This window comes from Vibrio variabilis (assembly GCF_003263785.1).
Lineage (GTDB): Bacteria > Pseudomonadota > Gammaproteobacteria > Enterobacterales > Vibrionaceae > Vibrio > Vibrio variabilis.
Map to the genome: position 1 here is coordinate 14,189 of NZ_JYJK01000067.1, position 25,552 is coordinate 39,740.

The window sequence follows — 25,552 nt, forward strand, 5'->3', positions numbered from 1 at the left end:
TTTATACCAGATAAACAAAAGGGACGCCGAGGCGTCCCTTTTTAGTGCTGGCTAGCTATGTGATGGCAAACGATGAGTTAGTTCGCTTTCTTAAGGCCAGCATTGATATCAATAATATCTTGCTCACTCAAGGTACCTACAGATTGACGTAGGTTGAGCACACTGACGATGTAGTCGTAACGCGCATCAGATAGGTTGCTTTCTGCATCGTAAAGTGCCTGAGTTGCCTCTAGAACGTCAACGATAGTACGCGTACCGACATCGAAACCTGCTTTGGTTGCTTCTAGTGCCGATTCTGCAGAAATTACCGTCTGCTCAAAGGCACGGATTGCACCGATAGAAGAGTTGATGTTGTTGTTATTTGCACGAACATTACGAACCACCGAGCGGTAGGTTTGCTCTAGCTGCTCACTTGCTTCAACGTAGGCAAACTCTGCTTGGCGGGTTTGCGAGGTAATGTTACCACCGGTATATAGTGGGATAGACAAGTTGATACCAGCGTTGAATACGTTAGTCGTATCGTTACCTTGTCTCACGCGTTGACTGTCAGAGTTACGTTCATTGTCATAACCGTAGCCACCATCAAGAGTAAGCTTAGGTAGGTGACCAGAGCTTGCTAACGTGATGTTGTCTTTGGCGATATCTTGACCGATACGTGCAGACAGTAGATCTAAGTTCTTCGACTGTGCTTCTTCGAGGAAGAAGTTAACGTCTTGCTCTGGGCGAGCTGCAGCGAAACGGTCGGTATCAAGGACGTCAATATTGTTGTGCTCTTGACCTGTGATCTCACGCAGTGCTTCGTATTGGTTTAGTAGGTTGTTTTCTGCAACAACCTCGTCAGCAAGGACGCGGTCATACTGAGCTTGCGCATCGTGAACGTCGGTAATCGCCGATAGGCCCACTTCAAAGCGCTGCTTGGTTTGCTCTAGCTGGCGAGCAACCGCGGCTTTGTTGGCGCGAACAGATTCTAGGTTGTCTTTTGAACGTAGCACTTCAAAGTATGCTTGCGCGGTACGAAGGATTAGGGATTGTTGCGCCGCTGCATATTGAGAGTCCGCTTGACGCGCCGTTTTTTCAGCCGTGTCTAGTGTGATCCAACTTGTACGGTTGTACAGCTCTTGAGAGAAGCCAACGCCAGCCGTTAGGTTATCACTGTCCCCAAAATCGTAATCCGCTCGAGTAAAGTCATACCCAGCGGTCAAGTTGATTTGTGGTAGAAGTGTTGCACGAGCAGAATTGATCGCTTCAAATGCACGATCACGTTGAGCTGCTGCACGTAGCAACTGAGGATCGTTTTGCTTTGCTTGATCGTAGATCTCGGTTAGGGAGTCGGCCCATGTCGCTGCACTTACGCTTCCTAATGCAGCTGTAATAAAGAGTGGAAGCAGTTTTTTCATTTGTCCTAATCCTGCCTAGTAATACTAATAAAGGTATGATTCACAGTTTAACTTAAATTGGCCGTAATTCACTCGAAACTTTGCACTTTTTTACGCAAGCTCACCAAAAGTTGAGACAAATAATTAACCAGAATCAAATTAATTTTGAATTTTTACGTGAAAAATTGAGCCGTGTCCTTGGTAGTCGCTCTATTCCTTGAGTAACTATAAGGTTCACGGAAGCCAGAGGTCGATGATGAAAGACGGATTAAAGTCAGGCGAGCATTATACGTCGCAAGACGTTGAGGTTGTGTCAAAACAAACCGTATTTAAAGGTTTTTTTGAAATGGTTCAGTTTCGCTTCAAGCATAAGCGCTTTGAAGGGGGCTGGAGTGCATTAATTGACCGAGAAATGTTTGTTCGTGGCGATGCAGCCGCTATGCTGCCTTATGATCCGATCACTGATCAAGTCGTGCTGATTGAACAAATCCGTGTTGGTGCTCTTGAACACTCTCATCCATGGCAAATAGAAATTGTTGCCGGTATTGTCGATAAGCAAGAGAGTATCGAAGAGCTGGTTTGCCGTGAAGCAGTGGAAGAAGCGGGCGTTGATGTGAAGCAGTTGGTGCCCATTACGCGGTACTACCCATCTTCAGGTGGCTGCAACGAGCGGATTCACGTGTTTGTTGGTCACGTCGATGCGACGCAGGCGTGCGGTGTTCACGGCCTTGAAAGTGAAGGTGAAGACATTCGCGTGAGCGTGGTCTCTCGCGAGCGTGCATACCAAATGGTGGAGAGTGGCGAGATTGAAAATGGTGCCTCCATTATCGCCTTACAATGGCTACAACTGAATTACCAAAAGCTCAAGCAGCAATGGTAGAGGGAATTTTTTATGGCTCGTGTTGTCGATACTAATACGTATCATGTTGATCTTGCTGAGTTAATGCGTATTTATGAAACCAACTACGCTAAGCTCAATCGCTTGATCCCAACACAGCCAGAAGTTGGGGATGTACGCTGTTATCAAGCAGGCTCTCTGACTTACCAGTTAGAAGTGCGAGAAGTGACGAAGTACACAACATTGGTTGAAATTTTCCAAGATGATGAGCTTCCTGTTTTCCCATTGCCTAAAATGACCGTTAGGCTCTATCACGATGCAAAAGTGGCAGAGGTAAGTGATTGTGAAAACGCGTCTCGCGTCCAAGCAAGGTACGATTACCCCAACGCAAAGATGCATCAAAAGGACGAAAAATTTCAGTTTAATCAGTTTTTAAGTGATTGGCTGACGTTCTGTTTAAAAAATGGCATTAGTCGAGCTCCGATCATGTATCGCAGCTAACAAGAATTATAATTTCAGGTTTTTAATATTTTGAACACAACACCCAGTGATGAATCTCAGTTAAGTAGCGTTAGGTTGCTGCAATTAACGGACACGCATCTGTTTGCGCCTGATGATGGTTGCTTACTGAGTGTTAATACCCAAGATAGTTTTCACGCCGTCGTAGCGGAAGTTATGCAGCAAGGCATGCCGTTTGATGCTTTGCTCGCGACGGGCGATATTTCTCAGGATCATACCGAAGCGTCGTATCAAAAATTTGTCGATGGTATCGAGCCGTTGGGCTTGCCTTGTTACTGGCTGCCCGGTAACCATGACTATAAGCCATGCATGAACAGTGTCGTGAGTGCGCCGCTGATTCAGGATGTGACTTATGCATTGCTCGGTGAGCATTGGCAAGTATTGCTGCTTGATTCGCAAGTGGTAGGCGTGCCGCACGGCCGACTCAGTGACAGTCAGTTAGACTTTTTAGATCGCAAACTGACCGAGCATAGCGACAGACATACATTAGTGCTATTGCATCACCACCCGATGCTGGTGAATAGTGCGTGGCTTGACCAACACTCGCTCAAAGATGCGCACGAGTTTTGGCAGGTAGTGGAAAAGCACAACAATGTTCGTGCTGTATTGTGCGGCCATATCCATCAAGAGTTGGATCATCTTCGCAATGACGTTCGCGTGCTTGCAACACCATCGACGTGTGTACAGTTTAAGCCAAATTCTAACGAGTTTGCGCTTGATACTCGATCACCGGGTTGGCGGGAGCTAGAGCTGTGTGCCGATGGTGAAGTGAAAACAGAAGTAAAAAGGTTGCCACACGGCGCATTTCGTCCCGATTTCAACGCGGAAGGTTACTAATGAGCGCAAAGCGTCCGCTGCTTCTTTATATCCACGGCTTTAACAGCTCACCCGAGTCGTTTAAGGCTCAAGCTATGTTGGCGTATTGTCAGCAGGCGAGGCCCGATATCAAAGTAGTCGTGCCGCAAATGCCGTGTTTTCCAGAGCAGGCTGCGCGCTACCTTGAGCAAATCGTGGGTCAATACCAAGCGGACTACCAGATAGCGCTGGTTGGAAGCTCGCTGGGCGGTTACCTATCCACCTGGCTTAATCATCACTATGGTTTTAAAGCAGTATTGATCAATCCAGCGGTTAAGCCTTATGAGCTTCTGCTCGATTTTCTCGGTGAACAGCAAAATCCGTATACTAACGAGCGTTACGTGTTGGAAGCGAAACACATTGATGAGCTCAAAGCGCTCGATGTGGAAACCATTCAATCACCTGACGATTTTTGGCTGTTGCAGCAAGAGGGCGATGAAGTTCTAGATTATCGCCAGGCGGTCGACAAGTATCGCCAATGCAAGCAAACCGTCGAAGAAAATGGCGATCATAGCTTTGTCGGTTTTGAACGATTCCCTGAACAGATTATCCGCTTCTTGGGCCTGTAATCGTCGCTTTTTTCGTCTCCCTTGAGGAGACAGTCATAATTTTCCCTCCAACTTCTGCGTGAAACTTGACAACACTTGCGTTGAGCCAGACTATGATGTGTCTGTACTTGCGCGTAGCCCGCAGTAGTGCACTATTCAACGATGCACGATTTAACAAACGGGCCAGCGACACTAAGTCGCAATCTCTATTTTTGCTGCTAAGTATCAATCATTATTTGAGTAAAATTTCCGTATTATGACAGAACAATATAATGCTGGAGCCATTGAGGTTCTCAATGGTCTTGAGCCAGTACGTCGCCGACCAGGGATGTATACGGATACAGCGCGTCCAAACCACTTGGGCCAAGAAGTTATCGATAACAGTGTCGATGAAGCGCTAGCCGGACATGCCTCTAAGGTACAAGTCATTCTGCATGCTGACCAATCGCTAGAAGTAATTGATGATGGTCGTGGTATGCCAGTCGATATCCACCCTGAAGAGAAGATTTCAGGTGTTGAGCTTATTTTCTGTAAGCTTCACGCTGGTGGTAAGTTCTCGAACAAAAACTATCAATTCTCCGGCGGTTTGCACGGGGTTGGTATCTCTGTGGTTAACGCGCTTTCGAAACGCGTTGAAGTTGCCGTACGTCGCGATGGTCAAGTGTACGAAATGGCCTTTGAGCACGGCAATAAAGTTCAAGAACTGACAGTGACTGGCACTTGTGGTCGCCGTAATCGCGGTACTAGCGTTCATTTCTGGCCTGATGCGAGCTATTTTGACTCGGCGAACTTCTCGGTCACTCGTTTGGTGAACAACCTGCGTGCGAAAGCCGTGTTGTGTCCGGGTCTTGAAATTACCTTTACCGATAAGGTGAACGGCAAAGACTATAAGTGGTACTACGAAGATGGTCTAAAAGACTATCTAGCGGAAGGCGTAAAGGGCTACGCAGTTCTGCCTGAAGCACCATTTACTGGCGAGTTTGCTGCAGAAACAGAAGCGGCAACTTGGGCTGTGATCTGGCAGCCAGAAGGCGGTGAGATGATCACCGAAAGCTACGTTAACCTGATCCCGACTGCGCAAGGCGGTACGCACGTCAATGGTCTGCGCCAAGGCCTTTTGGATGCAATGCGTGAATTCTGTGAGTTCCGTAATCTGCTACCTCGTGGCGTCAAGCTGACCGGTGATGATGTATTTGAGCGCTGTTCATACGTCCTGTCCATTAAGATGCAAGACCCGCAATTTGCCGGACAGACCAAAGAGCGTCTTTCTTCTCGTCAGTGCGCGGCGTTTGTATCTGGTGTGGTCAAAGATGCATTTAGCCTATGGTTGAATGAAAAGCCTCAACTTGCAGAGCAGTTGGCTGAAGTGTGTATTGCCAACGCGCATCGCCGTATGCGTGCCAGCAAAAAAGTGGTGCGTAAGAAGGTGGCCTCTGGCCCTGCGCTACCAGGTAAGCTCACAGACTGTTCGCAACAAGACTTAAATCGCACAGAAATTTTCTTCGTGGAGGGTGACTCGGCGGGTGGTAGTGCCAAACAGGCGCGCGATCGTGAGTTCCAAGCGTGATGCCACTGCGCGGTAAAATCCTAAATACATGGGAAGTATCGGCAGACCAAGTTTTGGCGTCTCAAGAAGTACACGATATCTCGGTGGCTTTGGGCATTGACCCGGATACCGAAAACCTAGACGGCCTGCGTTACGGTAAAGTGTGTATTCTTGCCGATGCGGACTCGGATGGTCTGCACATTGCAACTCTTCTGTGTGCACTCTTTACCAAGCATTTCCGCTCGTTGGTTGCTGCCGGACACGTCTATGTCGCCATGCCACCTCTGTATCGTATCGACTGTGGTAAAGAAGTGTTCTACGCCCTTGATGACGATGAAAAAGATGGCGTGCTTGAGCGTTTGAGCAAGAAGAAAGCGAAGATCAACGTTCAACGATTCAAAGGTCTGGGTGAGATGAACCCACTACAGCTGCGTGAAACTACGATGGATCCTAATACCCGTCGCTTAGTGCAGTTGACCATTGATGATGACGAAGCCACCAATGAGATGATGGATATGCTACTTGGTAAGAAGCGTGCTGATGATCGTCGTAGCTGGCTACAAAACAACGGTGACATGGCTGAGGTATAACAATGTCGACTGAAATGTCTTTTGATGGTGTAGAACAGCTGCCTCTGCGAAAGTTCACTGAAGACGCCTATCTGAATTACTCAATGTACGTGATTATGGATCGTGCATTGCCTTACATCGGTGATGGATTGAAACCCGTGCAGCGCCGCATTATCTATGCGATGTCTGAGCTGGGTCTGTCCGCATCGGCGAAATACAAGAAATCGGCACGTACCGTTGGTGACGTGTTGGGTAAGTATCACCCGCATGGCGACTCGGCGTGTTATGAAGCCATGGTATTGATGGCTCAGCCATTCTCTTATCGCTACCCGCTGGTGGACGGTCAAGGTAACTGGGGTGCCCCAGACGATCCAAAATCGTTCGCTGCGATGCGTTATACCGAAGCCAAATTGTCCAAGTTTGCTGAAGTACTGCTTGGTGAACTCGGTCAAGGTACGGTTGAGTGGCAGCCAAACTTCGACGGCACCATGAAAGAGCCGAAGATCCTACCGGCGAGGTTGCCGCACATTTTGCTTAACGGTATTACCGGTATCGCAGTCGGTATGGCAACGGACATCCCGCCGCACAACGTGCGTGAGATTGCCGACGCAACGATTCATCTTATTGATAAGCCAAAATCTGAGCTTGCTGAGGTGATGGAGTTTGTTAAAGGCCCAGATTACCCGACCGAGGCTGAAATCATTTCACCGCAAGCTGACCTAGAGAAAATCTATCGTACCGGCCGTGGTAGTGTGAAGATGCGTGCAGTGTGGCACAAAGAAGGCTCGGAGATTGTCATCACTGCGCTGCCACATCAGGTGTCTGGCGCTAAGCTGCTTGAGCAGATTGCAAACCAAATGCGTGCCAAGAAACTGCCAATGTAGATGACTTGCGCGACGAGTCGGATCACGAAAACCCAACGCGTATCGTCGTGGTGCCGCGCTCAAACCGTATTGATTGCGACCAATTGATGAATCACTTGTTCGCATCGACCGATCTTGAGAAGAACTTCCGTGTGAACCTTAACATGATCGGTCTCGATAACCGTCCGCAAGTAAAAGGTCTGGTACAGATCTTAACGGAATGGATTGAGTATCGCCGTGAGACAGTACGTAAGCGTATTCAATATCGCCTAGACAAGATCCTAGCTCGTTTGCACATCCTTGAAGGTTTGTTGGTTGCGTACCTCAACCTTGATGAAGTGATTGAGATCATTCGTACGGAAGACGATCCAAAGGCCGTGCTGATGGCGCGTTTTGGCATCACGGATATTCAAGCGGATGCGATTTTAGACACCAAACTTCGCCACCTTGCGAAGCTGGAAGAAATGAAGATCCGCGGCGAACAAGACGAGCTTGAGAAAGAGCGTGAGAAGCTAGAAAAGCTACTTGGCTCTGAGCGTCGTATGAACACGCTATTGAAGAAAGAAATTCAAGCTGACGCAGAGAAGTACGGTGACGACCGCCGCTCTCCAATCGTTGAGCGCGCGGAAGCGAAAGCGATGACCGAGCGTGATTTGGTACCAAGCGAACCAATCACGGTTGTGTTGTCAGAAAAAGGCTGGATCCGTCATGCTAAAGGCCACGATGTTGATCCAAGCGGACTCAATTACAAAGCGGGTGATAAATTCCTAGCCTCCGCCAGAGGTAAGAGTAATCAGCCTGCAGTGTTCCTTGGCAGCGATGGACGCAGTTACTCGTTAGAGTCGCACTCGTTGCCATCCGCTCGAAGCCAAGGTGAGCCGATTACTGGTCGACTCAACATCAGTGCTGGCTCGACAGTACGCCAAGTGGTGATGGGTGAGGAAGATCAGCTGTGGTTGATTGGCTCAGATGCGGGTTATGGCTTTGTGTGTAAAGGTAGCGATCTGCTATCGAAAAACCGCAGCGGTAAAGCGCTGGTGACTCTGCCACAAGCGTCTGAAGTGATGACGCCAGCAACGGTTGGCGATCTTGAGTCAGACGAAATTTTAGCCATCACCAACCAAGGCCGTATGTTGTTGTTCCCAATTAAAGACTTGCCGCAGTTAGGTAAGGGTAAAGGGAATAAGATCATCAATATTCCATCGGCGAAGGCGAAGGCGCGTGAGGAGTTTGTTTCTCACTTGATGGCGTTGCCAAAAGGTGTATCTATTACCCTTTATGCTGGCAAGCGTAAGCTTGGACTGAAAGCGAGTGACCTGGATAACTTCCGTGGTGAACGCGGACGTCGCGGTGGATTGCTGCCACGCGGTCTACAGCGAGTGACTCGTATCGAGGTCGATACGGGCAACGAACCTGAAAGCACTACCGAAGAGTAAGCCACTAACACGCAGAAATAAAACGTAAAAACCTCCGACACTGTCGGAGGTTTTTTTATGTCAGGTTGAGTAGGGGAGTGTTAGCGAGCCTCTATTCTCGGCTATCTTCACCCACAGTGACCGGCAGGATGAGCTCTTTACCGTCACGCAGTAATTTCACATCAACCGTGGTACCGGGTCTTAGGTCGGTAACCAAATCTAAAACGCCTTGGCGGCCATTCAGTTTATTGCCATCAATCATCAAGATGATGTCTTGAACTTCAATGCCAGCGTTAGCCGCAGGCCCTTCGGGGTCAAGCCCTAGCACTATGATGCCGCCAATGTGTTCATTGCCAAGTAGGCGAGCAGTGACGGAGTTAATATCTTGGCCATCAATACCAATGTAGCCGCGGATAACGCGTCCATCAGCGATGATTTTTTCCATGATTTTACTCGCCAGCTGGTAAGGAATGGCAAACGAAATACCGTAGGTTTCTAAATCTGTGGCTTGCTGGAATGAGGCGGTGTTAATACCGACAAGTTCTCCCAGCGTGTTCACCAAGGCGCCCCCTGAGTTACCTTGGTTGATGGCGGCGTCGGTTTGGATGAAGGCTTGAATACCACCGGCGCTAATGGATGAGCGTCCCGTAGCGAGATGATACCAAAGGTGGTGGTTTGCCCTAAATTATATGGGTTACCAATCGCCAGTACCACATCGCCCACTTTTGGTGAGTAGTTTGGATTGAGCGGGATAACCGGCAGGTTACCCCCTTCAATGCGCAGTACCGCAATGTCGGTGCGCTGATCTTTACCAACAAGCTGGGCGGCAGCTACGCGCCCATCTTGCAGTGCGACAATGATTTGGTCAGCATTGGCGACGACGTGATAATTGGTAATAATGTAGCCTTTGTCGCTAACAATGACGCCGGAGCCTAGGCCTTGCGTTGACAGTGTGGTGCGATCGCTCTCTTTATACTGACGACTGTAAATATTGACGACCGCGGGCGCTGCCTTGCGTACCGCTTGATTAAATGAGATTTGCTGAGATTGGTCGTATTCAGGTTGCGAGACGATATTATTCGGTATGACGTTTTGTCTGAGGGAAGGTACCGCCAGTAGCACTAAGAGCGCCGTAATAAGACCCATAGATACAGAGCGGATTAAAAAGTTCAGCATTGTTCCCTCGAGTTGAATCGAAAATATAGCCGCAATGTCAGACTTAGCAAACGGTTACCTTGTTAAGTTAGTATTAACTAACTCGTAAAACGAGATAATTTTTTGAAATCAACCGAAAAAGTAAAAGACGTACAGCAGAGTAGGAAAGGATATCATTTCTACTGCTGAGAATAAAAGAGCAGCCTCAATAGGGCTGCTCTATGACACAAAATTAACCAAGCTATGTCGTGATTATCGAACGACAAGGTAAATGGTTCTGTCGCCGCGCTGAATGTTCAGTGCTAATACGCCAGGTTTTTTCTCAAGCAACTTACGCAACTGAGCGACGTTTTTCACTCGAGTGCGGTTCACACCGATGATAATGTCATCTTTTTGTAGCTCATATCGAGCAGCAGGTGATCCTTCTGCAACCGATGTCACCTTAACCCCTTCAATGGCATCACTACTGGTGGTATTGGCAAACTCGGCACCCGTTAACCCTTCATGGAGCTTGTCTGCTTTGGTTACGGTTTGGTTTGCCTCTTTCAGGGTCGCCTTGAAAGATTTCTCTTTGCCATCACGAACGACACCCAGCGTTACGGTTTTACCTGCGCCTAGCGTGGCCACTTTGGCGCGCAATTCGCTAAAGCTCGAAATGGCTTTGCCATTGACTGAGACAATAATGTCGCCCGCTTCCAATCCAGCTTTATCGGCTGCGCTATCCGGCACGACTTGGCCGACAAATGCCCCTTTGCTTGATTCATAGCCCAGTGCTTCAGCAAGCTCAGAAGTGACTTCACCACCTTGAACGCCCAGCATGCCACGTTTCACTTCTCCAAACTCGATGATTTGCTCGGTGAGGTTGGTCATCATGTTCGATGGGATAGCGAAACCGATACCGACGTTGCCACCATTAGGTCCTAGGATGGCTGTGTTGATACCAATGAGCTCACCATTTAGGTTCACTAAAGCGCCACCTGAGTTACCACTGTTGATAGCAGCATCCGTTTGGATGAAGTTCTCAAAGTTTTCAATGTTGAGACCACTTCGACCCAGCGCAGAGACAATACCAGAGGTGACGGTTTGGCCTAGGCCGAATGGGTTACCAATGGCCACCGTAAAGTCACCAACACGGAGCGTATCCGAATCCGCCACCTTAATCTCAGTGAGGTTTTTCGCGCCATCCACTTTAAGTAGCGCAACATCAGACATTTCATCGCCACCAACAAGTTCTGCATCGAACTCGCGTCCATCACCAAGTTTGATACGGATCTCTTCCGCACCATTGATGACGTGATAGTTAGTTACTATGTAGCCTTTCTTGGCGTCAATCACGACACCGGAGCCTAGCCCGCGGAATGGGCGCTCTTGAAGCTGTTCAGTAGGGAAGTCGGGACCAAAGAAAAAGCGAAACTGGTCTGGCAATTGCTGTCGAGAAACTTGAGTCCCCTCTACGGCGATGCTGACCACTGCGGGGGTGACCTTCTCTAGCATAGGTGCAAGGCTGGGTAGTTGCTCACCATTAACGGACAAAGGCAGAGCGGCCGTCGCAGGCAGTGGGGCGATGATTGCACTTAGGCTTAATGAAAGAACAGTTAACGCAAGTACAGGTTTTTTCATCATAAAACTCCTCATGGTATCTGTAAGGTTTATGACTCAACGATTGTTGTAAAGTTCATCCTAGATATAAGAACGGCCAGCGATTGATTCAATGGCTGGCCGTTAGTAAATGTCTAAATTAAGAAGCTTTGGCTGTGGTTACGGGTTCTTGAGCGATGGCCGAAGGGGCTTCGACCACTTCTTTTTTCTCTTCTCTCAACAGGCCGGTTGCACCGTTCACATAATCTTTAGGTGGCTGGTCGGCAGATTCGTTAGCGTCAATGACTTCGACGTTGTGTTCAGCGATTTTCTTCACAAATGGATTATCTTGCTCAGGCAGATTAGGAATGAGCTCAGTGGAGGTTTTCGCCATGTGCTGATAGAGCTTGGTGTAGTCTTTGCCCAGCGTATCGAGCATTTCTGCGGTCTGCGCAAAATGGTCTGACAGCTCTTGTCTTTGCTGTTCTAGAGCAAATTTAGCCGATTCGAGGTCTTTTTGTAGCGTCTTTTGTTTCTTGTATTGTGGAGTAGTCAGTCGGGAAATCACAATTCCTAGAATAGCACCAACTAGCAAGCCGACAATGGCATATATCCAAGGCATAACAGCTCCTTTATAATGATTATTAACATGTGCGTTACCAAGTGGTTACACACGTCGTATTGCCATGTTACTATGAGATTTCGAGCCAATAAAGCAAAAATACGCGCTCTTTAGCCCTTGGATCAGTGTTGCGAGTAATCCATGACGCCCATAGAAAGATACGAACACGATATAAAAACAAATGGTTTCCAGGCAGATCCCGCCCAACGCACTGCAGTGGAAGCCTTAGACAAATTACACCATCAATTTAGTGACTATTTAAAATTTGAAGCGCCGCCGCTTTCAATGATGCAAAAGCTGCTAGGCAAAAAACCAGAGCAAGCAGTACCTCCCAAAGGGCTGTATTTCTGGGGCGGAGTCGGGCGCGGCAAGACCTATTTGATGGACGCATTTTTTGATAGCTTGCCGACATCGAGAAAAATGCGCGTCCACTTCCACCGCTTTATGTACCGTGTACACGATGAACTAAAACGGCTTGGAGACGTTGAAAACCCGCTGGAGAAAGTCGCAGACACCTTTGAATCCGAAGCCAAAATTATTTGCTTCGATGAGTTTTTTGTCTCAGATATTACTGATGCGATGATTCTAGCGACTTTGCTGCAAGAACTGTTTAAGCGTGGGGTTGTCCTTGTTGCAACGTCCAATATCCCTCCGGAAGACTTGTATCGCAATGGTCTGCAGCGCGCCCGGTTTATGCCAGCGATCTCGCTGATTCAAAGCCAGTGTGTGGTGCTCAATGTCGACAGCGGTATTGATTATCGACTGCGAACACTTGAGCAGGCAGAAATCTATCATTTCCCACTTGATGACGCCGCTAACCAAAACCTTGAACGTTACTTCAATCAATTGGTGATGGACGATCGCGTCCATGAAGCAAGCATTGAAATTAATCATCGAGATATAGAGGTATTTGCTGCGGCGGACGATGTATTGTTTGCAAGCTTTGCGCAGCTGTGCCAGACCATGCGCAGTCAAAATGACTATATTGAAATGTCTCGTATCTACCACACGGTTCTGCTTGCTGACGTGATGCAGATGGGTGCGACACTTGATGATGCAGCGAGGCGTTTTATAGCGTTAGTGGATGAATTCTATGAGAGACGGGTAAAACTGATCATTTCAGCCGAAGTGCCGTTAGAACAGCTATACACCCAAGGCCAATTGGAGTTTGAGTTTAAGCGCTGTATTTCGCGACTCACCGAGATGCAAAGTCACGACTATTTGGCTTCTGAGCATCTCCCTTAATGTTTTTGGCAAATTTGTCCAAAAAATAGATGATTTTTTCCGCGAGCTTCTCTATAATCCTGCGACCCACCGTTACTGCAGGCGAGTTTCTTCAAACTTTTTGAGGAACGATGCGAGAGTTTCAACACTCGAAGGGGTGATGTATGGGCTCTTAGACAGTGGGAGCGAAAGCTCCTTAAGTGTAAATTTAATTAACGGGTTATTATTAGCATGAAAACTTTCGTTGCTAAACCAGAAACTGTAAAACGCGACTGGTACGTTGTAGACGCTGAAGGTAAAACTCTTGGCCGTCTAGCAAGTGAAATTGCATCTCGCTACGTGGCAAACACAAAGCTGAATACACTCCTCACACTGACACTGGTGATTACATCATCGTTGTTAACGCTGAGAAAGTTACTGTAACTGGTAACAAGGCTAAGAACAAAGTTTACTACCGTCACTCTGAGTTCCCAGGCGGCCTAAAATCAATCACTTTTGAAAAGCTGATCGATCGTAAGCCTGAAATGGCTCTTGAGCTAGCGGTTAAAGGTATGCTACCACGTGGTCCTCTAGGCCGTGCTATGTACCGTAAGCTTAAAGTTTACGCTGGCGCTGAGCACAACCATGTTGCTCAACAACCACAAGTACTAGACATCTAATCGGGGATTTCGAAAATGGCAGAGAATCAATACTACGGCACTGGCCGTCGCAAAAGCTCAGCTGCTCGTGTTTTCATCAAACCAGGCACTGGCAATATCGTAGTTAACAAGCGTGAACTAGAAGTATACTTCGGTCGCGAAACTTCTTGCATGGTAGTTCGTCAGCCTCTAGAGCTAACTGAACTAACTGAGAAGCTAGACCTATTCGTTACTGTAAAAGGTGGCGGTATTTCTGGTCAAGCAGGTGCTATCCGTCACGGTATCACTCGCGCGCTAATGGAATACGATGAGTCTCTACGTCCTGCTCTACGTGCAGCTGGCTACGTTACGCGTGACGCTCGTTGCGTTGAACGTAAGAAAGTTGGTCTACGTAAAGCACGTCGTCGTCCACAGTTCTCTAAGCGTTAATTTTCTCCTTACCGAGAAGATTATGCTTTCCAGCTATATGTTGGAACGTGGAATCAAAAAGCTCAGCTTCGGCTGGGCTTTTTTTGTATTTATACGTCCAATAACCCCATTAAATTCAGAAACTCTGATCTTCACTCTCTCCTTTTCCCTCCTTTTGTGAACTAGCAAGCGATTTCCTGCTATAGATGTTACGAAAAGGTAGCTTTATCTTGTCAAAAAGTAGGGTTTTCTTTATCATTTGCTATCAAATAAATACAACTAAAATTCGTATTTTGTTAGCCATGCTCTACTGGTCGGAATCGATGTCTGAGCAGACTCAAGTAGCCAAAATAATTAGTACTATTGGCTCGTTCAATTTGAAGGAAAATAGCCCAAGGAATGGTTCCCCAATGGGTTATTCCATCTAAAAGAGCAACTTGGATTCGCTCAGTGTTGACCCAAAGGAGCAAATGGGAGAAATGTTGGATGAGCAATGCGCCTTTAAATAACGGTCGCAGGCGTTTCCTTACTGCGACAACTGCGGTTGTCGGTGGTTTGGGAGCAGCTGCAGTCGCCGTTCCTTTTATTAAATCTTGGAACCCAAGTGCCAAAGCGAAAGCCGCTGGTGCCCCTGTTGAAGTGGACGTCAGTAAGCTTGAAGAAGGTCAAATGGTTCGTGTTGAATGGCAGGGTAAGCCGGTATGGGTTGTGCGTCGCGCGCAATCTGTTGTGGACAACCTAAGCAATCTTGCCAGTCAGTTACGTGACCCTGATTCTGCAGAAGAGCAGCAGCCAGAGTATGCACAGAATGTGTATCGCTCCATTAAACCGGAGTACTTTGTCGCTGTTGGTTTTTGTACCCACCTAGGTTGTTCGCCTACCTATCTTGCTGATTCCTTTAGTGAACAAGTTCAGGGTGTGAAATCGGGTTTCTTCTGTCCATGTCATGGTTCTAAGTTTGATATGGCTGGTCGTGTTTTCCAGAACGTACCAGCACCACTCAACCTAGTCATTCCTAAACACATGTACTTGAGTGATACCAGAATCCTTATTGGTGTTGATGAGGGGGATGCGTAATGCAAGCGTTACTTGATTGGGTAGAAAAACGTCTACCTGCGATGAATGCTTATAAAAAGCATCTATCCGAATACCCAATGCCAAAAAACTTCAACTTTTGGTATCTGTTTGGTTCACTAGCGATGCTGGTGTTGGTTAACCAGATCCTAACGGGTATTTGGCTAACCATGAACTATGTACCTTCTGGTGAAGGTGCGTTTGCCTCTGTTGAATACATCATGCGTGATGTGGAATACGGATGGCTACTCCGCTATATGCACTCAACGGGTGCCTCGGCCTTCTTTGTTGTTGTTTACCTACATATGTTCCGTGGTCTTATCTATGGTTCTTATCAGAAGCCGCGTGAGCTGCTTTGGGTATTCGGCATGCTGATCTTCCTTGTGTTGATGGCAGAAGCATTTATGGGTTACCTACTGCCTTGGGGACAAATGTCTTACTGGGGTGCACAGGTAATCATCTCGCTATTTGGTGCGATTCCAGTTATCGGTGATGACCTAACGCTTTGGATCCGTGGTGACTACATCATCTCTGGTGCAACGCTAAACCGTTTCTTCGCACTGCACGTGATTGCTCTGCCAATCGTGTTACTACTGCTGGTTGTACTGCACGTACTCGCTCTACACGAAGTGGGTTCAAACAACCCAGATGGTATTGAGACTAAGCTTCCGAAAGGCAGCATGGGCGATGACTACAAGACGCAGTTCAAGTTCCACGACTACTACAGCAAGAAATACGACATCATTGATTCGATTCCTTTCCATCCGTACGGTACGGTGAAAGATCTGGTTGGTATAGCTGGCTTCTTCTTCCTGTTCTGTTATGTGCTGTTCTTTAATCCAGAGATGGGCGGTTACTTCCTTGAGCCACCTAACTTTGAAGCTGCGAACCCGCTGAAGACACCTGAGCACATTGCTCCTGTATGGTACTTCACTCCGTTCTACGCGATTCTGCGTGCGGTACCAGACAAGCTACTAGGTGTAGTTGCAATGGGACTATCGATTGTATTCCTGTTCCTACTTCCTTGGTTCGATCGCTGTAAAGTTCGCTCTTATCGCTACAGAAGTAAGATTCACCTAATCAACATCATCCAGTTCACCATTAGCTTTATTGCTTTGGGTATTCTTGGTGCGCTACCAGCGACGCCAACATACACGCTACTGGCTCAGATCTTCAGTTTAGGTTACTTCATGTTCTTCGTTCTACTGTTCTTCTACAGTAAAAATGAGAACACCAAGCCATTGCCAGAGAGGGTGACATTCAAATGAAAAAGTGGATTGTAGTACTTTTCGCATTGCTGCCATCTCTAGCACTAGCGGCTGGTGGTAATGTAAATCTTGATAAAGCAAACAATGATTTGACGGATAAAGCGTCGCTTCAAAACGGTGCGAAACTGTTTATGAACTACTGCTTTGCATGTCACTCGACGCAGTATCAACGCTATGAGCGTGTAGCGAATGACTTGGGTATTCCTGTTGAGCTTGCCAAAGAGAACTTGGTTTTCGATCCTAATGCAAAAATCGGTGATTTAATGGTGAATTCAATGCCACAGAAACAAGCGGCTGCTTGGTTTGGTGCTGCGCCACCGGATCTCACTTTGGTTGCTCGTGTTCGTGGTGTGGACTGGTTATACACGTATCTGCGCACGTTCTACGTCGATCCTAGTCGTCCGTTTGGCGTGAACAACACCACATTCCCGAATGTGGGTATGCCACATGTTCTTGAAGAGCTGCAAGGTATCCCGACACCAATCTTCGAGACTAAGATCGTTGATGGTGAGGAAGTTCAAGTGGTGGTTGGCACTAAAACCGACGGCGTGGTGAGCTGAGTTCAAGCGAGTACGATAACGCGGTACGTGACCTCGTTAACTTCCTTGAGTACTCAGGTGACCCAGTAAAACTTGAGCGTCATGCGCTAGGTTGGTGGGTGATGGCGTTCCTAGTCATCTTCACTATCGTCGTTGTGCTGCTCAAGAAAGAGTATTGGCGTGATGTTCACTAATTGTGCTATAATAGCGCGTTAATTCCAATTTGTTCACAATGGAGGCCTTGCCTCCATTGTTTTTTGTAAGTATCCCGGAGCTCCATGGCTGTAGCTGCCAATAAACGTTCTGTGATGACTCTTTTTTCCAGTGCTACTGATTTGTATAGCCACCAGGTTCGAATCGTTCTAGCGGAAAAAGGGGTTAGTGTTGAAGTCGAGTTAGTGGATGACGTAAACATCCCAGCTGAGCTTGCTGAGCTAAACCCATACAAGACGGTTCCAACTTTGGTCGATCGTGAGCTAGCCCTTTACGACTCAAAGATCATCATGGAATACCTAGATGAGCGTTTCCCTCATCCACCGCTAATGCCAGTATATCCGGTAGCGCGTGGTAACAGCCGCCTAATGATTTATCGCATTGAGCGCAACTGGTACTCGCTCGCTGAGAAAGTAATGAAAGGCTCTGTTGAAGAAGCAGAAGCGGCACGCAACAAACTTCGCAATGACCTACTGACTCTAGCGCCTATTTTTGCTGAGTACGAGTACTTTATGAGCGAAGAGTTCAGCCTAATTGATTGCTACCTAGCTCCACTATTGTGGCGTTTACCAGAAATGGGCATTGAGCTTGTTGGTCCTGGTTCAAAAGAAATCAAAGTGTACATGAACCGTGTATTTGAACGTGATTCATTCCTAGCTTCTCTAACAGAAGCTGAGCGTGAGATGCGTTTGGTTCGCTAGTCCTTATAGGTTTCTCTCGAGACGATGGATATTGAAAAAATGACACCTCGCCGACCATATATGCTTCGTGCATTTTATGATTGGCTAGTTGAGAATGATTTAACCCCGCATATTGTTGTTGATGCAAATATGCCGGGCGTGCGAGTTCCTTTGGAGTTTGTGCAAGATGGTCAGATCATTCTTAATATCGCTCCAAGAGCGGTTGGACAGCTAGAGTTGGGCAATGAAGCAATCACATTTCATGCTCGATTCGGTGGCAAGCCGCACTCTGTGATTGCTCCTTTGTACTCAGTACAAGCGATTTATGCTCGTGAAAACGGCGCAGGCACTATGTTCGAACCTGAAGATGCGTATCTTTCTATTGAAGAAGAAGACATCTCAGAGCCAGAAGTGGTGACAGGTTTGTCTGTGGCCGCAGAAACAGAGCAGCCAGAGCAAAGGAATGAAGACCCTAACGGAGATGATGAGCCGCCGAAACCTAAAGGGCGACCAAGTCTTCGCGTAGTCAAATAATTAAAAGCCGCATTTACATGCGGCTTTTTTGTCCCAAGCCGATTTGTATTTCTTCCCCAACCCAGCCAGACATTGATCTGTTCTTTAATCTGAGACGTGTAAAGTACGTGCTACTATATTAGACTTTAGTCTAATGTTGATTAAAACTTGACCTGTTAAGTGTAATCAGTAAACTAGGCGTTCTTGGAGTAAGGTCACACTTTTTGGTTCACATTTTCTCCTTCCTCAAGAATGGAATTTACTTTTGATTGGACAGTATTCACTTGGATGTCAATGAGTTAGGTGATAGAGGTTTGTTATGTACAATCACTTTTTGGTAAGGCTTACCATCGGCGCTTTGGTCGTATTGGGTATTAAGTTGAGCGCATTATACTTTTTGCCTATGGTGCTTCTGCTCAACACACATCATAAAGAATTCTTTGGATGGTAAAAATCGGGCTAGCCCCGATTTTTTGTTTAGTTCATTTCGATTTCGCTGACCGTCGGTTCGATGTCTTTCATCATATCGTTGAGATATTGGGCCAGTTGTTGACGAGCCCCGTCGATGTCTTTATCGAGCGTTAGCTTCATCATCTTCTCGTGCTCTTCAAGGTTAAACAACTCTGAGAAGGCTTTAGGCGAGTGACTTAGTGAGATACGGCGATAGCGTTTGACTTGTCTGATGATGTCATTAAAGAAGTCAAGCATGTTCTTGGAGAAGCATCCGCTGAGCAAAGAACTATAGAAAGCTTCTTGACGATCTTCCCACTCCTGCCAGTTAAAATTATCCCCTTGGAACTTAAAGCGAGATAGCTTGTGGAATTCTGTTAGGATCTCCAACTCCCAACTTTCACTGCCTTGCTGGATTGACTTCTCTAACAGTACTGACGAGACAACCTTCAAGCTTTCATACAAATCATACAGCTCTACCTTCGAAATAGGCGCTACCCAGCAGCCTTTTTGTGGTTCGAGTTTGACGTATTTGATCCACGAAAGTTGAATCAGTGCTTCTCGAATAGGAGAGGCTCCTACGTTGTACTTTTCCTTAAGCTCAGCAACCACCAGTTTTTGGTTAGGCTTGAGCTCCCCCGATAGAATATCCTGACAGATCATTTTAGCGACTTTGTCTGTCAATGTTGGGCTTGACACGTTACACCTCTTAACTCAGAAAATAAAATCTGGAAACGCACGGCGGTATGCCGTGTTGTAAAGCATGTCTGATAGTACAGCGTGTTGAAAATTTGGGCAAGAAAATTATAAAAAAAAGAGGGCGTAAGCCTCTTTTTATAGATATTTTATATATGTCTTCGGAATTATAGTACGTGAACAGACGCTGTGTTCGTAGTACCAGATGCTACTAGCGCACCAGAAACCATAACTACGATGTCGCCTTTCTTACCAAAACCAGACTCTAGAGCGTACTCTTTACCGTTTTTGTAGAACTCATCAGTGCTGTCGATTGAATCAACAAGAACCGGACGAACACCTTTAGTAAGAACTAGCTGTGCAGCTGTCTTAGGGTTAGTCGTTAGAGCAACGATGCTTGCCGTTGGGAAGTACTTACGTACAGAACGTGCAGACTTACCACCTTCAGTAGCAACGATGATTAGAGGAGCAGCTAGCTTCTCAGCTGTGTCTACCGCGCCTTTACATACTGCTTCAGTGATACGTAGGCGTGGGCTGTCTAGACGAGAACCTAGTTCAGCTTTTAGTGCGCCGTCAGTACGGTTTGGCGATTTGAGCCATGATAGTTACCGCTTCAACAGGGTACTTACCTTTCGCTGTTTCACCAGAAAGCATGACTGCATCTGTACCGTCCATGATTGCGTTCGCAACGTCACCCGCTTCTGCACGAGTTGGACGTGGGTTGTTGATCATAGAATCAAGCATTTGAGTTGCAGTGATAACTGTCTTACGAGCACGGTTACACTTCTCGATCATCATTTTCTGAGCGAAGATGACTTCTTCAGCTGGGATTTCAACACCTAGGTCACCACGTGCAACCATGATGCCGTCAGAAAGCTCAAGGATCTCGTCGAAGTTATCTACACCTTCTTGGTTCTCAATCTTAGAGATGATGTGGATGTTTTTCGCCGCCGTTTGCGTTTAGCACTTCACGGATTTCTTTAACGTCTGCTGCTTTACGGATGAAAGATGCCGCAACGAAATCAACGCCTTGCTCACAACCAAACTTAAGGTCGTTCTTATCTTTTTCAGATAGAGCTGGAAGTTGAACAGAAACGCCTGGAAGGTTAACACCTTTGTTTTCACCAAGTGCACCGTTGTTAAGAACTTTACATTTAACTTCAGTGTCAGTTGTAGAGATAACTTCCATTTCGATCAGACCGTCGTCTACTAGGATAGTGTTACCAGCAGAAAGATCTTTTGCGAAACCTGCGTAAGTGACAGCAACAGTGTCTTTGTTACCTACAACAGAGATGTCAGTTGTGAAAGTGAATTCTTGACCAGCTACTAGATCAACGTCGTTGCCGCCTTCTAGCTTGATAGTACGAATTTCAGGACCTTTAGTGTCTAGAAGAATTGCAAGTTGCTTACCTACGTTTGCCATTACCTCACGGAAGTTAGCAATACGAGTGCCGTGCTCTTCGTAGTCACCGTGAGAGAAGTTTAGACGCATAACGTTCATGCCAGCGTTTACAAGCTCAGTTAGCTTCTCTACTGATTCAGTTTTAGGGCCAATCGTACATACGATTTTGGTCTTTTTCATGGAAGATACTCTCCGGTAAATATTATTACAATTTGAAAGTTAGTATTAGTCTCTCTAGAAGGCTAGGGATGCCCACAAATAATTCACGTGAGCTATCAATTTCTTTCTCTAGTTTCGCTTCTTCTAGGAGTGAAAGTCTTTCATCAAGTTTAGTCATTTTATGACTAACTGAGGCGCTTTCTAGGCCACTTTTTTGGGGTCTTATGAGGATAATTCAGTAAGATTGCAAAAAAATAACCGCTAATTCTGTAATTTTTTTTCTTTTCGGGCAGGAATTCTACCACCGAATTGATCGGATTTCACCGTGCATAAGTTGTTTTAGAGCAAGGTTTCGGCGCTTAAGATTTAATTTTTGGATCAAAATAAATAAACCGGATGAATCACCACCATTTGGTAACTTTTTTTCAAAACTGACAGATGTGCGGTAAAACAAGCTGTAAAACGATTGCGTTTATCTTTTGTTGATAATCTCAACGCATTTGGTGTGATTTGCCGTCAAATTGCGACAGGAATCAGCAGTTTTCACACGGTGGTGAATCTAAAGAGACGACCGCTTACCTAAAGACAGTGTTGGTAAGCGGGTTGTCATGAAGTGGTGTTAACGGTGGCGCTCTGGTCGGTTACTAGATTGGTTAAGCAGTTGGCTTGCAGCCAAAATCTGACGAGACATACTTTTGAGCGAGGCATCAAGAATATCGATACCCCAAAGCGGCAGTTTGTCCGAAATAGAATAAAAAGCCCATTGGCCTTTTCGTCTGTCAGTGACGATGCCGCAGTTTCTCAGCACCGCAAGTGCGCGAGATATCTTCGGCTGAGACTCCTGAAGCGCCTCACACAACTCGCCTACGCTCAGTTCGACCTCAGTAAAGATCATTAATGTGATCAAAAGGCGGGTTGGATCGCTCAAGCATTTATGTACCACCAAAGGATCAAAGTCGAGATCGTGCGTATCGCTGTGAACGGTCATAAACAGATCAATGCGTTTCTGTAGATCATATAAAGAGGCTTCGAAGGAAGTTTCAGATATTGATGTCGGGCTAGGGAGATCCCAAAATAGACTTTCGTTACTATTTTCAAATGCCCCACATTCACGCTGCGCTGAAGAACATAAGGTAATGACATAATCAAAATGCTCGTCTTGAAACTCTTCAATAGATTTAGAGCGCAGACCATCAATAGCAAACTCGGCGTGTTGTAAAGTTTCGATGGTTCGATTGTCGACCTGACTTGGGCTACTGCCTGCGCTAGATGCTTGATAGAGCGGCGCATAATCTCTGTTAACAATGGCTTCTGCCAGTTGCGAGCGCGCAGAATTTCCACGGCAAACAAAGAGAATTCTTTTGGTCATGGTTTCCTCTAGTATTAGGAGGGATGATTGCTAGCTTCGATATTATGATTGGGATTGCGGATCAATGAAAGCATCAATAACTGCACGTCGAAGGTGAAAGTTTTGTGACAGTCCCAGAAGATCCTTGACTCTTTTGGGTAGGGTTTTAATATATACGCATATCCATATATGAGTATTTGAATATGCTTCCACATGAGTTCTTTAAACTGATGTCCGATGAAACCCGTATTCGAACCCTACTTTGGGTATCGGCCAAAGGCTCAGTGTGCGTTAACGATCTGGTGGAGGCGTTAGGCGAAAGTCAACCTAAGGTATCGAGGCACCTTGCCATGTTAAGGCAGGCAGGTGTGCTCAAGGATACAAGACAAGGGCAGCATGTCTTTTACAGCTTGGCTGAAGGGCTGCCGGGTTGGCTCTATCGAACATTGAAAGGGCTTGAGCAATCGAACTGTTTGCAAAGCGCCTATCAACTAAACTTTAACGAGCTTGCGTCATCATCAGACGATGCCTAGAGCTTGACGGTACAACCGAATATTTTACGTAATTAAGAGATTAAGTTATGGCGATTAAAGTAGGCATTAACGGATTTGGTCGAATTGGCCGTTTGGCGCTTCGTGCAGCATTTGATTGGGACGAGTTAGAGTTCGTGTTGATTAATGACGTTGCAGGTGATGCCACCACACTCGGCCACCTATTGGAGTTCGATTCAGTACAAGGTACTTGGCATCACGGTGTCGCGGTTGAGGGTGATGAGCTAGTGGTAAACGGCCAGCGCATTAAAACGACTCAAGAGCGCGATATCGATGCGATTGATTGGTCTGGTTGTGATGTTGTGATTGAAGCAACCGGTGTGCACCGTAAAACTGAATTCCTAAACAAATACCTAGACCAAGGCGTTAAGCGTGTCGTGGTGTCTGCGCCAGTGAAAGAAGAGGGCATTGCCAACATCGTTGTCGGTGTCAATGATGAGATCTTTGATGCAGCGGCACACCGTATCGTGACGGCGGCATCTTGTACCACGAACTGCATTGCGCCTGTAGTGAAGGTGATTCACGAGAAACTGGGTATCGAGCAGTCGTCTTTCACGACTATCCACGACCTAACCAACACGCAAACTATCCTGGATGCGCCGCACAAAGATTTGCGTCGTGCTCGCGCATGCGGCATGAGCCTTATCCCAACTACTACAGGCAGCGCAACGGCTATCGTTGAGATCTTCCCTGAGCTAAAAGGCAAGATCAACGGCCACGCAGTGCGTGTACCACTAGCGAACGCGTCACTCACTGACATTATCTTTGACGTAAAACGCGATACCACGGCTGAAGAAGTTAACGCACTTCTTAAAGAAGCATCACAAGGCGAGCTAAAAGGCATCCTTGGTTTTGAAGAGCGTCCGCTGGTGTCTATCGATTACCGCGGTGACCAACGTTCAACCATCGTTGATGCTCAATCGACTATGGTGGTTGGCTCTCGTATGGTGAAAATCTACGCGTGGTATGACAATGAAATGGGCTACGCAACACGCACAGCAGAATTGGTTCGTAAAGTCGGTCTAGCGGGGTAATGATGATGCATCCAACATGGGAACTAAACGTCGATAACGCAGCCTTGGTGTTAACGCCTTGTCCAGGTACCAAAGAGTCGTCATTAGATGACTCACTAGCACAGCTTAAAGAGCAAGGTGTTACGGTTATCGTTACCGCTCTGGATAATCACGAGATGGCAGAAGCAGGCGTCGCTGAGCTTGGAGAAAAAGCACAAGCGCTAGGTATGAAGTGGTTCCAAACGCCAATTGAGGATGATCGCGCACCTAGCACTGAGTTCGCGGCTGACTGGAAAGCCATCTCACCAGAACTGCATCAAGCGGTAGAAGCGGGCGAGAAAATTGCGATGCACTGCATGGGCGGTTCGGGTCGTACCGGTCTTCTTGCGGCAAATCTGCTGCTTGAGAAAGGCTGGGATCTTGAGACGATTCGCCGTGAAGTTCAGGCATTACGCCCGGGTGCTTTCACAAAGCAGCCGCAAATTGACTATGTAGAGAAGCTGGCTGCGACGTTCTAGGCGCAGCACTCGTAGTAAGTAAACCTAAATAGAAGCCCTCTTGTGAGGGCTTTTATTTCTGAATCCTTACCCTGTTATTAGGCAGAAGAATTATGTTGTCTAACCTTAGCAAAAGCGTTCGCCAGTATATGCTGGTGACTTTCAACTACTGGAATTTCACCATTACCGATGGTGCCTTGCGAATGTTGGTGGTGCTCTATTTCCACGATTTAGGATACAGCTCGCTTGCTATTGCATCCCTGTTCCTTTTCTATGAGTTCTTTGGTGTGGTCACTAATCTTATTGGCGGCTGGTTAGGGGCGCGTTTAGGCCTTAATCGAACCATGAACATTGGTCTCGGGATGCAGATCTTTGCATTGTTAATGCTGGCAGTTCCGAGCACTTGGTTAACCATTCCATGGGTGATGGCGGCTCAAGCGCTTTCAGGTATTGCTAAGGATCTGAATAAGATGAGTGCCAAAAGTGCCATCAAGACCTTGGTTCCAGATGAGCAGCAAGGCGCGCTTTATAAATGGGTGGCCATCTTGACTGGCTCTAAGAATGCGCTGAAAGGTGCAGGCTTCTTTATCGGTGGTTTATTGCTTTCGGTTCTTGGCTTCCAATATGCCGTTGCAGCAATGGCGGCGGTGCTGACACTGGTGTTTATTGGCAGCATTATTAGCTTAGAAAGCGATATGGGTAAGGCCAAAGCTAAGCCTAAATTTAAACAGATCTTCTCGAAATCAGAGAGCATCAATATCTTATCCGCTGCGCGAATGTTCCTGTTTGGCGCTCGTGATGTTTGGTTTGTCGTCGCTTTGCCCATTTATCTTGGTTCTATCTTTAGTTGGGATCATACCTTGGTCGGTGGATTTCTAGCGTTATGGGTCATCGCTTATGGCGTGGTACAAGGCGTAGCACCAAAGATCACCGGCAAAGCACAGGGCAGAGTGCCAGATGGCAGCGCTGCTATGTGGTGGGCGCTGGCGTTAGCC

19 protein-coding genes and 6 pseudogenes are annotated in these 25,552 nt (G+C 46.9%); 18 read left to right on the plus strand and 7 right to left on the minus strand.

The annotated features are described in order from the left end of the window. Window positions 1-77: 77 nt before the first annotated feature. Complete coding sequence (gene tolC, locus TZ48_RS09835) at window positions 78-1,397, minus strand: outer membrane channel protein TolC (RefSeq protein ID WP_112479014.1); 1,320 nt, start codon at window positions 1,395-1,397, stop codon at window positions 78-80. A 235-nt stretch (window positions 1,398-1,632) separates the two neighbouring features. Between tolC and nudF the strand changes: the two genes are divergently transcribed. The 6 genes and pseudogenes from nudF (at window position 1,633) to parC (ending at window position 8,550) form a co-directional block, all read left to right on the plus strand. Next, complete coding sequence (nudF, locus tag TZ48_RS09840; protein WP_112479030.1) at window positions 1,633-2,256, plus strand: ADP-ribose diphosphatase; 624 nt, start codon at window positions 1,633-1,635, stop codon at window positions 2,254-2,256. Between the two features lie 12 nt (window positions 2,257-2,268). Next, window positions 2,269-2,715: a DUF1249 family protein gene (locus TZ48_RS09845; RefSeq protein WP_112479015.1), complete on the plus strand. Its 447-nt coding sequence runs from the start codon at window positions 2,269-2,271 to the stop codon at window positions 2,713-2,715. A 30-nt stretch (window positions 2,716-2,745) separates the two neighbouring features. After that, window positions 2,746-3,570 carry a 3',5'-cyclic-AMP phosphodiesterase gene (cpdA, locus tag TZ48_RS09850; RefSeq protein ID WP_112479016.1) on the plus strand — a complete coding sequence of 275 codons (825 nt, stop codon included), beginning with the start codon at window positions 2,746-2,748 and terminating at the stop codon, window positions 3,568-3,570. Next, window positions 3,570-4,157, plus strand: coding sequence for an esterase YqiA (gene yqiA / locus TZ48_RS09855; protein WP_112479017.1), 588 nt, complete (start codon window positions 3,570-3,572; stop codon window positions 4,155-4,157). Before cpdA ends, yqiA begins: the two co-directional genes overlap by 1 nt. Before the next feature lie 235 nt (window positions 4,158-4,392). Then, window positions 4,393-6,272: pseudogene (parE, locus tag TZ48_RS09860) on the plus strand (DNA topoisomerase IV subunit B). A 2-nt stretch (window positions 6,273-6,274) separates the two neighbouring features. Then, a pseudogene (gene parC, locus TZ48_RS09865) lies at window positions 6,275-8,550 on the plus strand (DNA topoisomerase IV subunit A). A 91-nt stretch (window positions 8,551-8,641) separates the two neighbouring features. Here the strand turns inward: parC and degS are convergent. The 3 genes and pseudogenes from degS to zapG all read right to left on the minus strand — a co-directional run bounded on the left by degS (window position 8,642) and on the right by zapG (window position 11,884). Next, window positions 8,642-9,705 (minus strand): annotated as a pseudogene (degS, locus tag TZ48_RS09870) (outer membrane-stress sensor serine endopeptidase DegS). Window positions 9,706-9,936: 231 nt separating this feature from the next. After that, a complete protein-coding gene (locus TZ48_RS09875; protein ID WP_112479018.1) occupies window positions 9,937-11,304 on the minus strand; it encodes a Do family serine endopeptidase in 1,368 nt (455 codons plus the stop codon). A gap of 118 nt (window positions 11,305-11,422) precedes the next feature. Further along, the gene (gene zapG, locus TZ48_RS09880; RefSeq protein ID WP_112479019.1) at window positions 11,423-11,884 is read right to left on the minus strand and encodes a Z-ring associated protein ZapG; all 462 of its coding nucleotides are present in this window, start codon (window positions 11,882-11,884) and stop codon (window positions 11,423-11,425) included. Between the two features lie 141 nt (window positions 11,885-12,025). Between zapG and zapE the strand changes: the two genes are divergently transcribed. The 8 genes and pseudogenes from zapE to sspB all read left to right on the plus strand — a co-directional run bounded on the left by zapE (window position 12,026) and on the right by sspB (window position 18,462). Next, window positions 12,026-13,129, plus strand: a complete 1,104-nt coding sequence (zapE, locus tag TZ48_RS09885) for a cell division protein ZapE (protein ID WP_112479020.1) — start codon at window positions 12,026-12,028, stop codon at window positions 13,127-13,129. Window positions 13,130-13,339: 210 nt separating this feature from the next. After that, window positions 13,340-13,767, plus strand: a pseudogene (gene rplM / locus TZ48_RS09890) (50S ribosomal protein L13). Between the two features lie 15 nt (window positions 13,768-13,782). Next, on the plus strand, window positions 13,783-14,175 hold the full coding sequence (gene rpsI / locus TZ48_RS09895) for a 30S ribosomal protein S9 (RefSeq protein WP_112479021.1): 393 nt from the start codon (window positions 13,783-13,785) through the stop codon (window positions 14,173-14,175). 465 nt (window positions 14,176-14,640) lie between these two features. Next, the gene (petA, locus tag TZ48_RS09900) at window positions 14,641-15,231 is read left to right on the plus strand and encodes a ubiquinol-cytochrome c reductase iron-sulfur subunit (RefSeq protein ID WP_112459468.1); all 591 of its coding nucleotides are present in this window, start codon (window positions 14,641-14,643) and stop codon (window positions 15,229-15,231) included. Then, a complete protein-coding gene (locus TZ48_RS09905; protein ID WP_112479022.1) occupies window positions 15,231-16,496 on the plus strand; it encodes a cytochrome b in 1,266 nt (421 codons plus the stop codon). The genes petA and TZ48_RS09905 overlap by 1 nt, the downstream gene beginning before the upstream one ends. After that, window positions 16,493-17,229, plus strand: a pseudogene (locus TZ48_RS09910) (cytochrome c1). Before TZ48_RS09905 ends, TZ48_RS09910 begins: the two are co-directional and overlap by 4 nt. 84 nt (window positions 17,230-17,313) lie before the next feature. Then, on the plus strand, window positions 17,314-17,949 hold the full coding sequence (sspA, locus tag TZ48_RS09915) for a stringent starvation protein SspA (RefSeq protein ID WP_112479023.1): 636 nt from the start codon (window positions 17,314-17,316) through the stop codon (window positions 17,947-17,949). Window positions 17,950-17,973: 24 nt separating this feature from the next. Next, entirely contained in the window at window positions 17,974-18,462 is a 489-nt protein-coding gene (gene sspB, locus TZ48_RS09920; RefSeq protein ID WP_112479024.1) for a ClpXP protease specificity-enhancing factor, read from the plus strand. Window positions 18,463-18,918: 456 nt separating this feature from the next. Here sspB and TZ48_RS09925 read toward each other — a convergent pair whose 3' ends face one another. From TZ48_RS09925 to TZ48_RS09935, 3 genes and pseudogenes are all read right to left on the minus strand, one after another. Then, window positions 18,919-19,590: a GntR family transcriptional regulator gene (locus TZ48_RS09925; protein WP_112479025.1), complete on the minus strand. Its 672-nt coding sequence runs from the start codon at window positions 19,588-19,590 to the stop codon at window positions 18,919-18,921. Between the two features lie 164 nt (window positions 19,591-19,754). Beyond that, window positions 19,755-21,169 (minus strand): annotated as a pseudogene (gene pykF, locus TZ48_RS09930) (pyruvate kinase PykF). Between the two features lie 598 nt (window positions 21,170-21,767). Continuing rightward, window positions 21,768-22,517: a metalloregulator ArsR/SmtB family transcription factor gene (locus tag TZ48_RS09935; RefSeq protein ID WP_112479026.1), complete on the minus strand. Its 750-nt coding sequence runs from the start codon at window positions 22,515-22,517 to the stop codon at window positions 21,768-21,770. 182 nt (window positions 22,518-22,699) lie between these two features. Here TZ48_RS09935 and TZ48_RS09940 point away from each other — a divergent pair, with 182 nt between their 5' ends. The 4 genes from TZ48_RS09940 to arsJ all read left to right on the plus strand — a co-directional run. Beyond that, a complete protein-coding gene (locus tag TZ48_RS09940; protein WP_112479027.1) occupies window positions 22,700-23,029 on the plus strand; it encodes a metalloregulator ArsR/SmtB family transcription factor in 330 nt (109 codons plus the stop codon). A gap of 47 nt (window positions 23,030-23,076) precedes the next feature. Next, complete coding sequence (locus tag TZ48_RS09945) at window positions 23,077-24,081, plus strand: ArsJ-associated glyceraldehyde-3-phosphate dehydrogenase (RefSeq protein WP_112479028.1); 1,005 nt, start codon at window positions 23,077-23,079, stop codon at window positions 24,079-24,081. A 2-nt stretch (window positions 24,082-24,083) separates the two neighbouring features. After that, the gene (locus tag TZ48_RS09950) at window positions 24,084-24,578 is read left to right on the plus strand and encodes a cyclin-dependent kinase inhibitor 3 family protein (protein WP_112479031.1); all 495 of its coding nucleotides are present in this window, start codon (window positions 24,084-24,086) and stop codon (window positions 24,576-24,578) included. Window positions 24,579-24,670: 92 nt separating this feature from the next. Then, window positions 24,671-25,552: organoarsenical effux MFS transporter ArsJ (gene arsJ, locus TZ48_RS09955; RefSeq protein WP_112479029.1), on the plus strand; the 882-nt coding region annotated here is incomplete at its 3' end.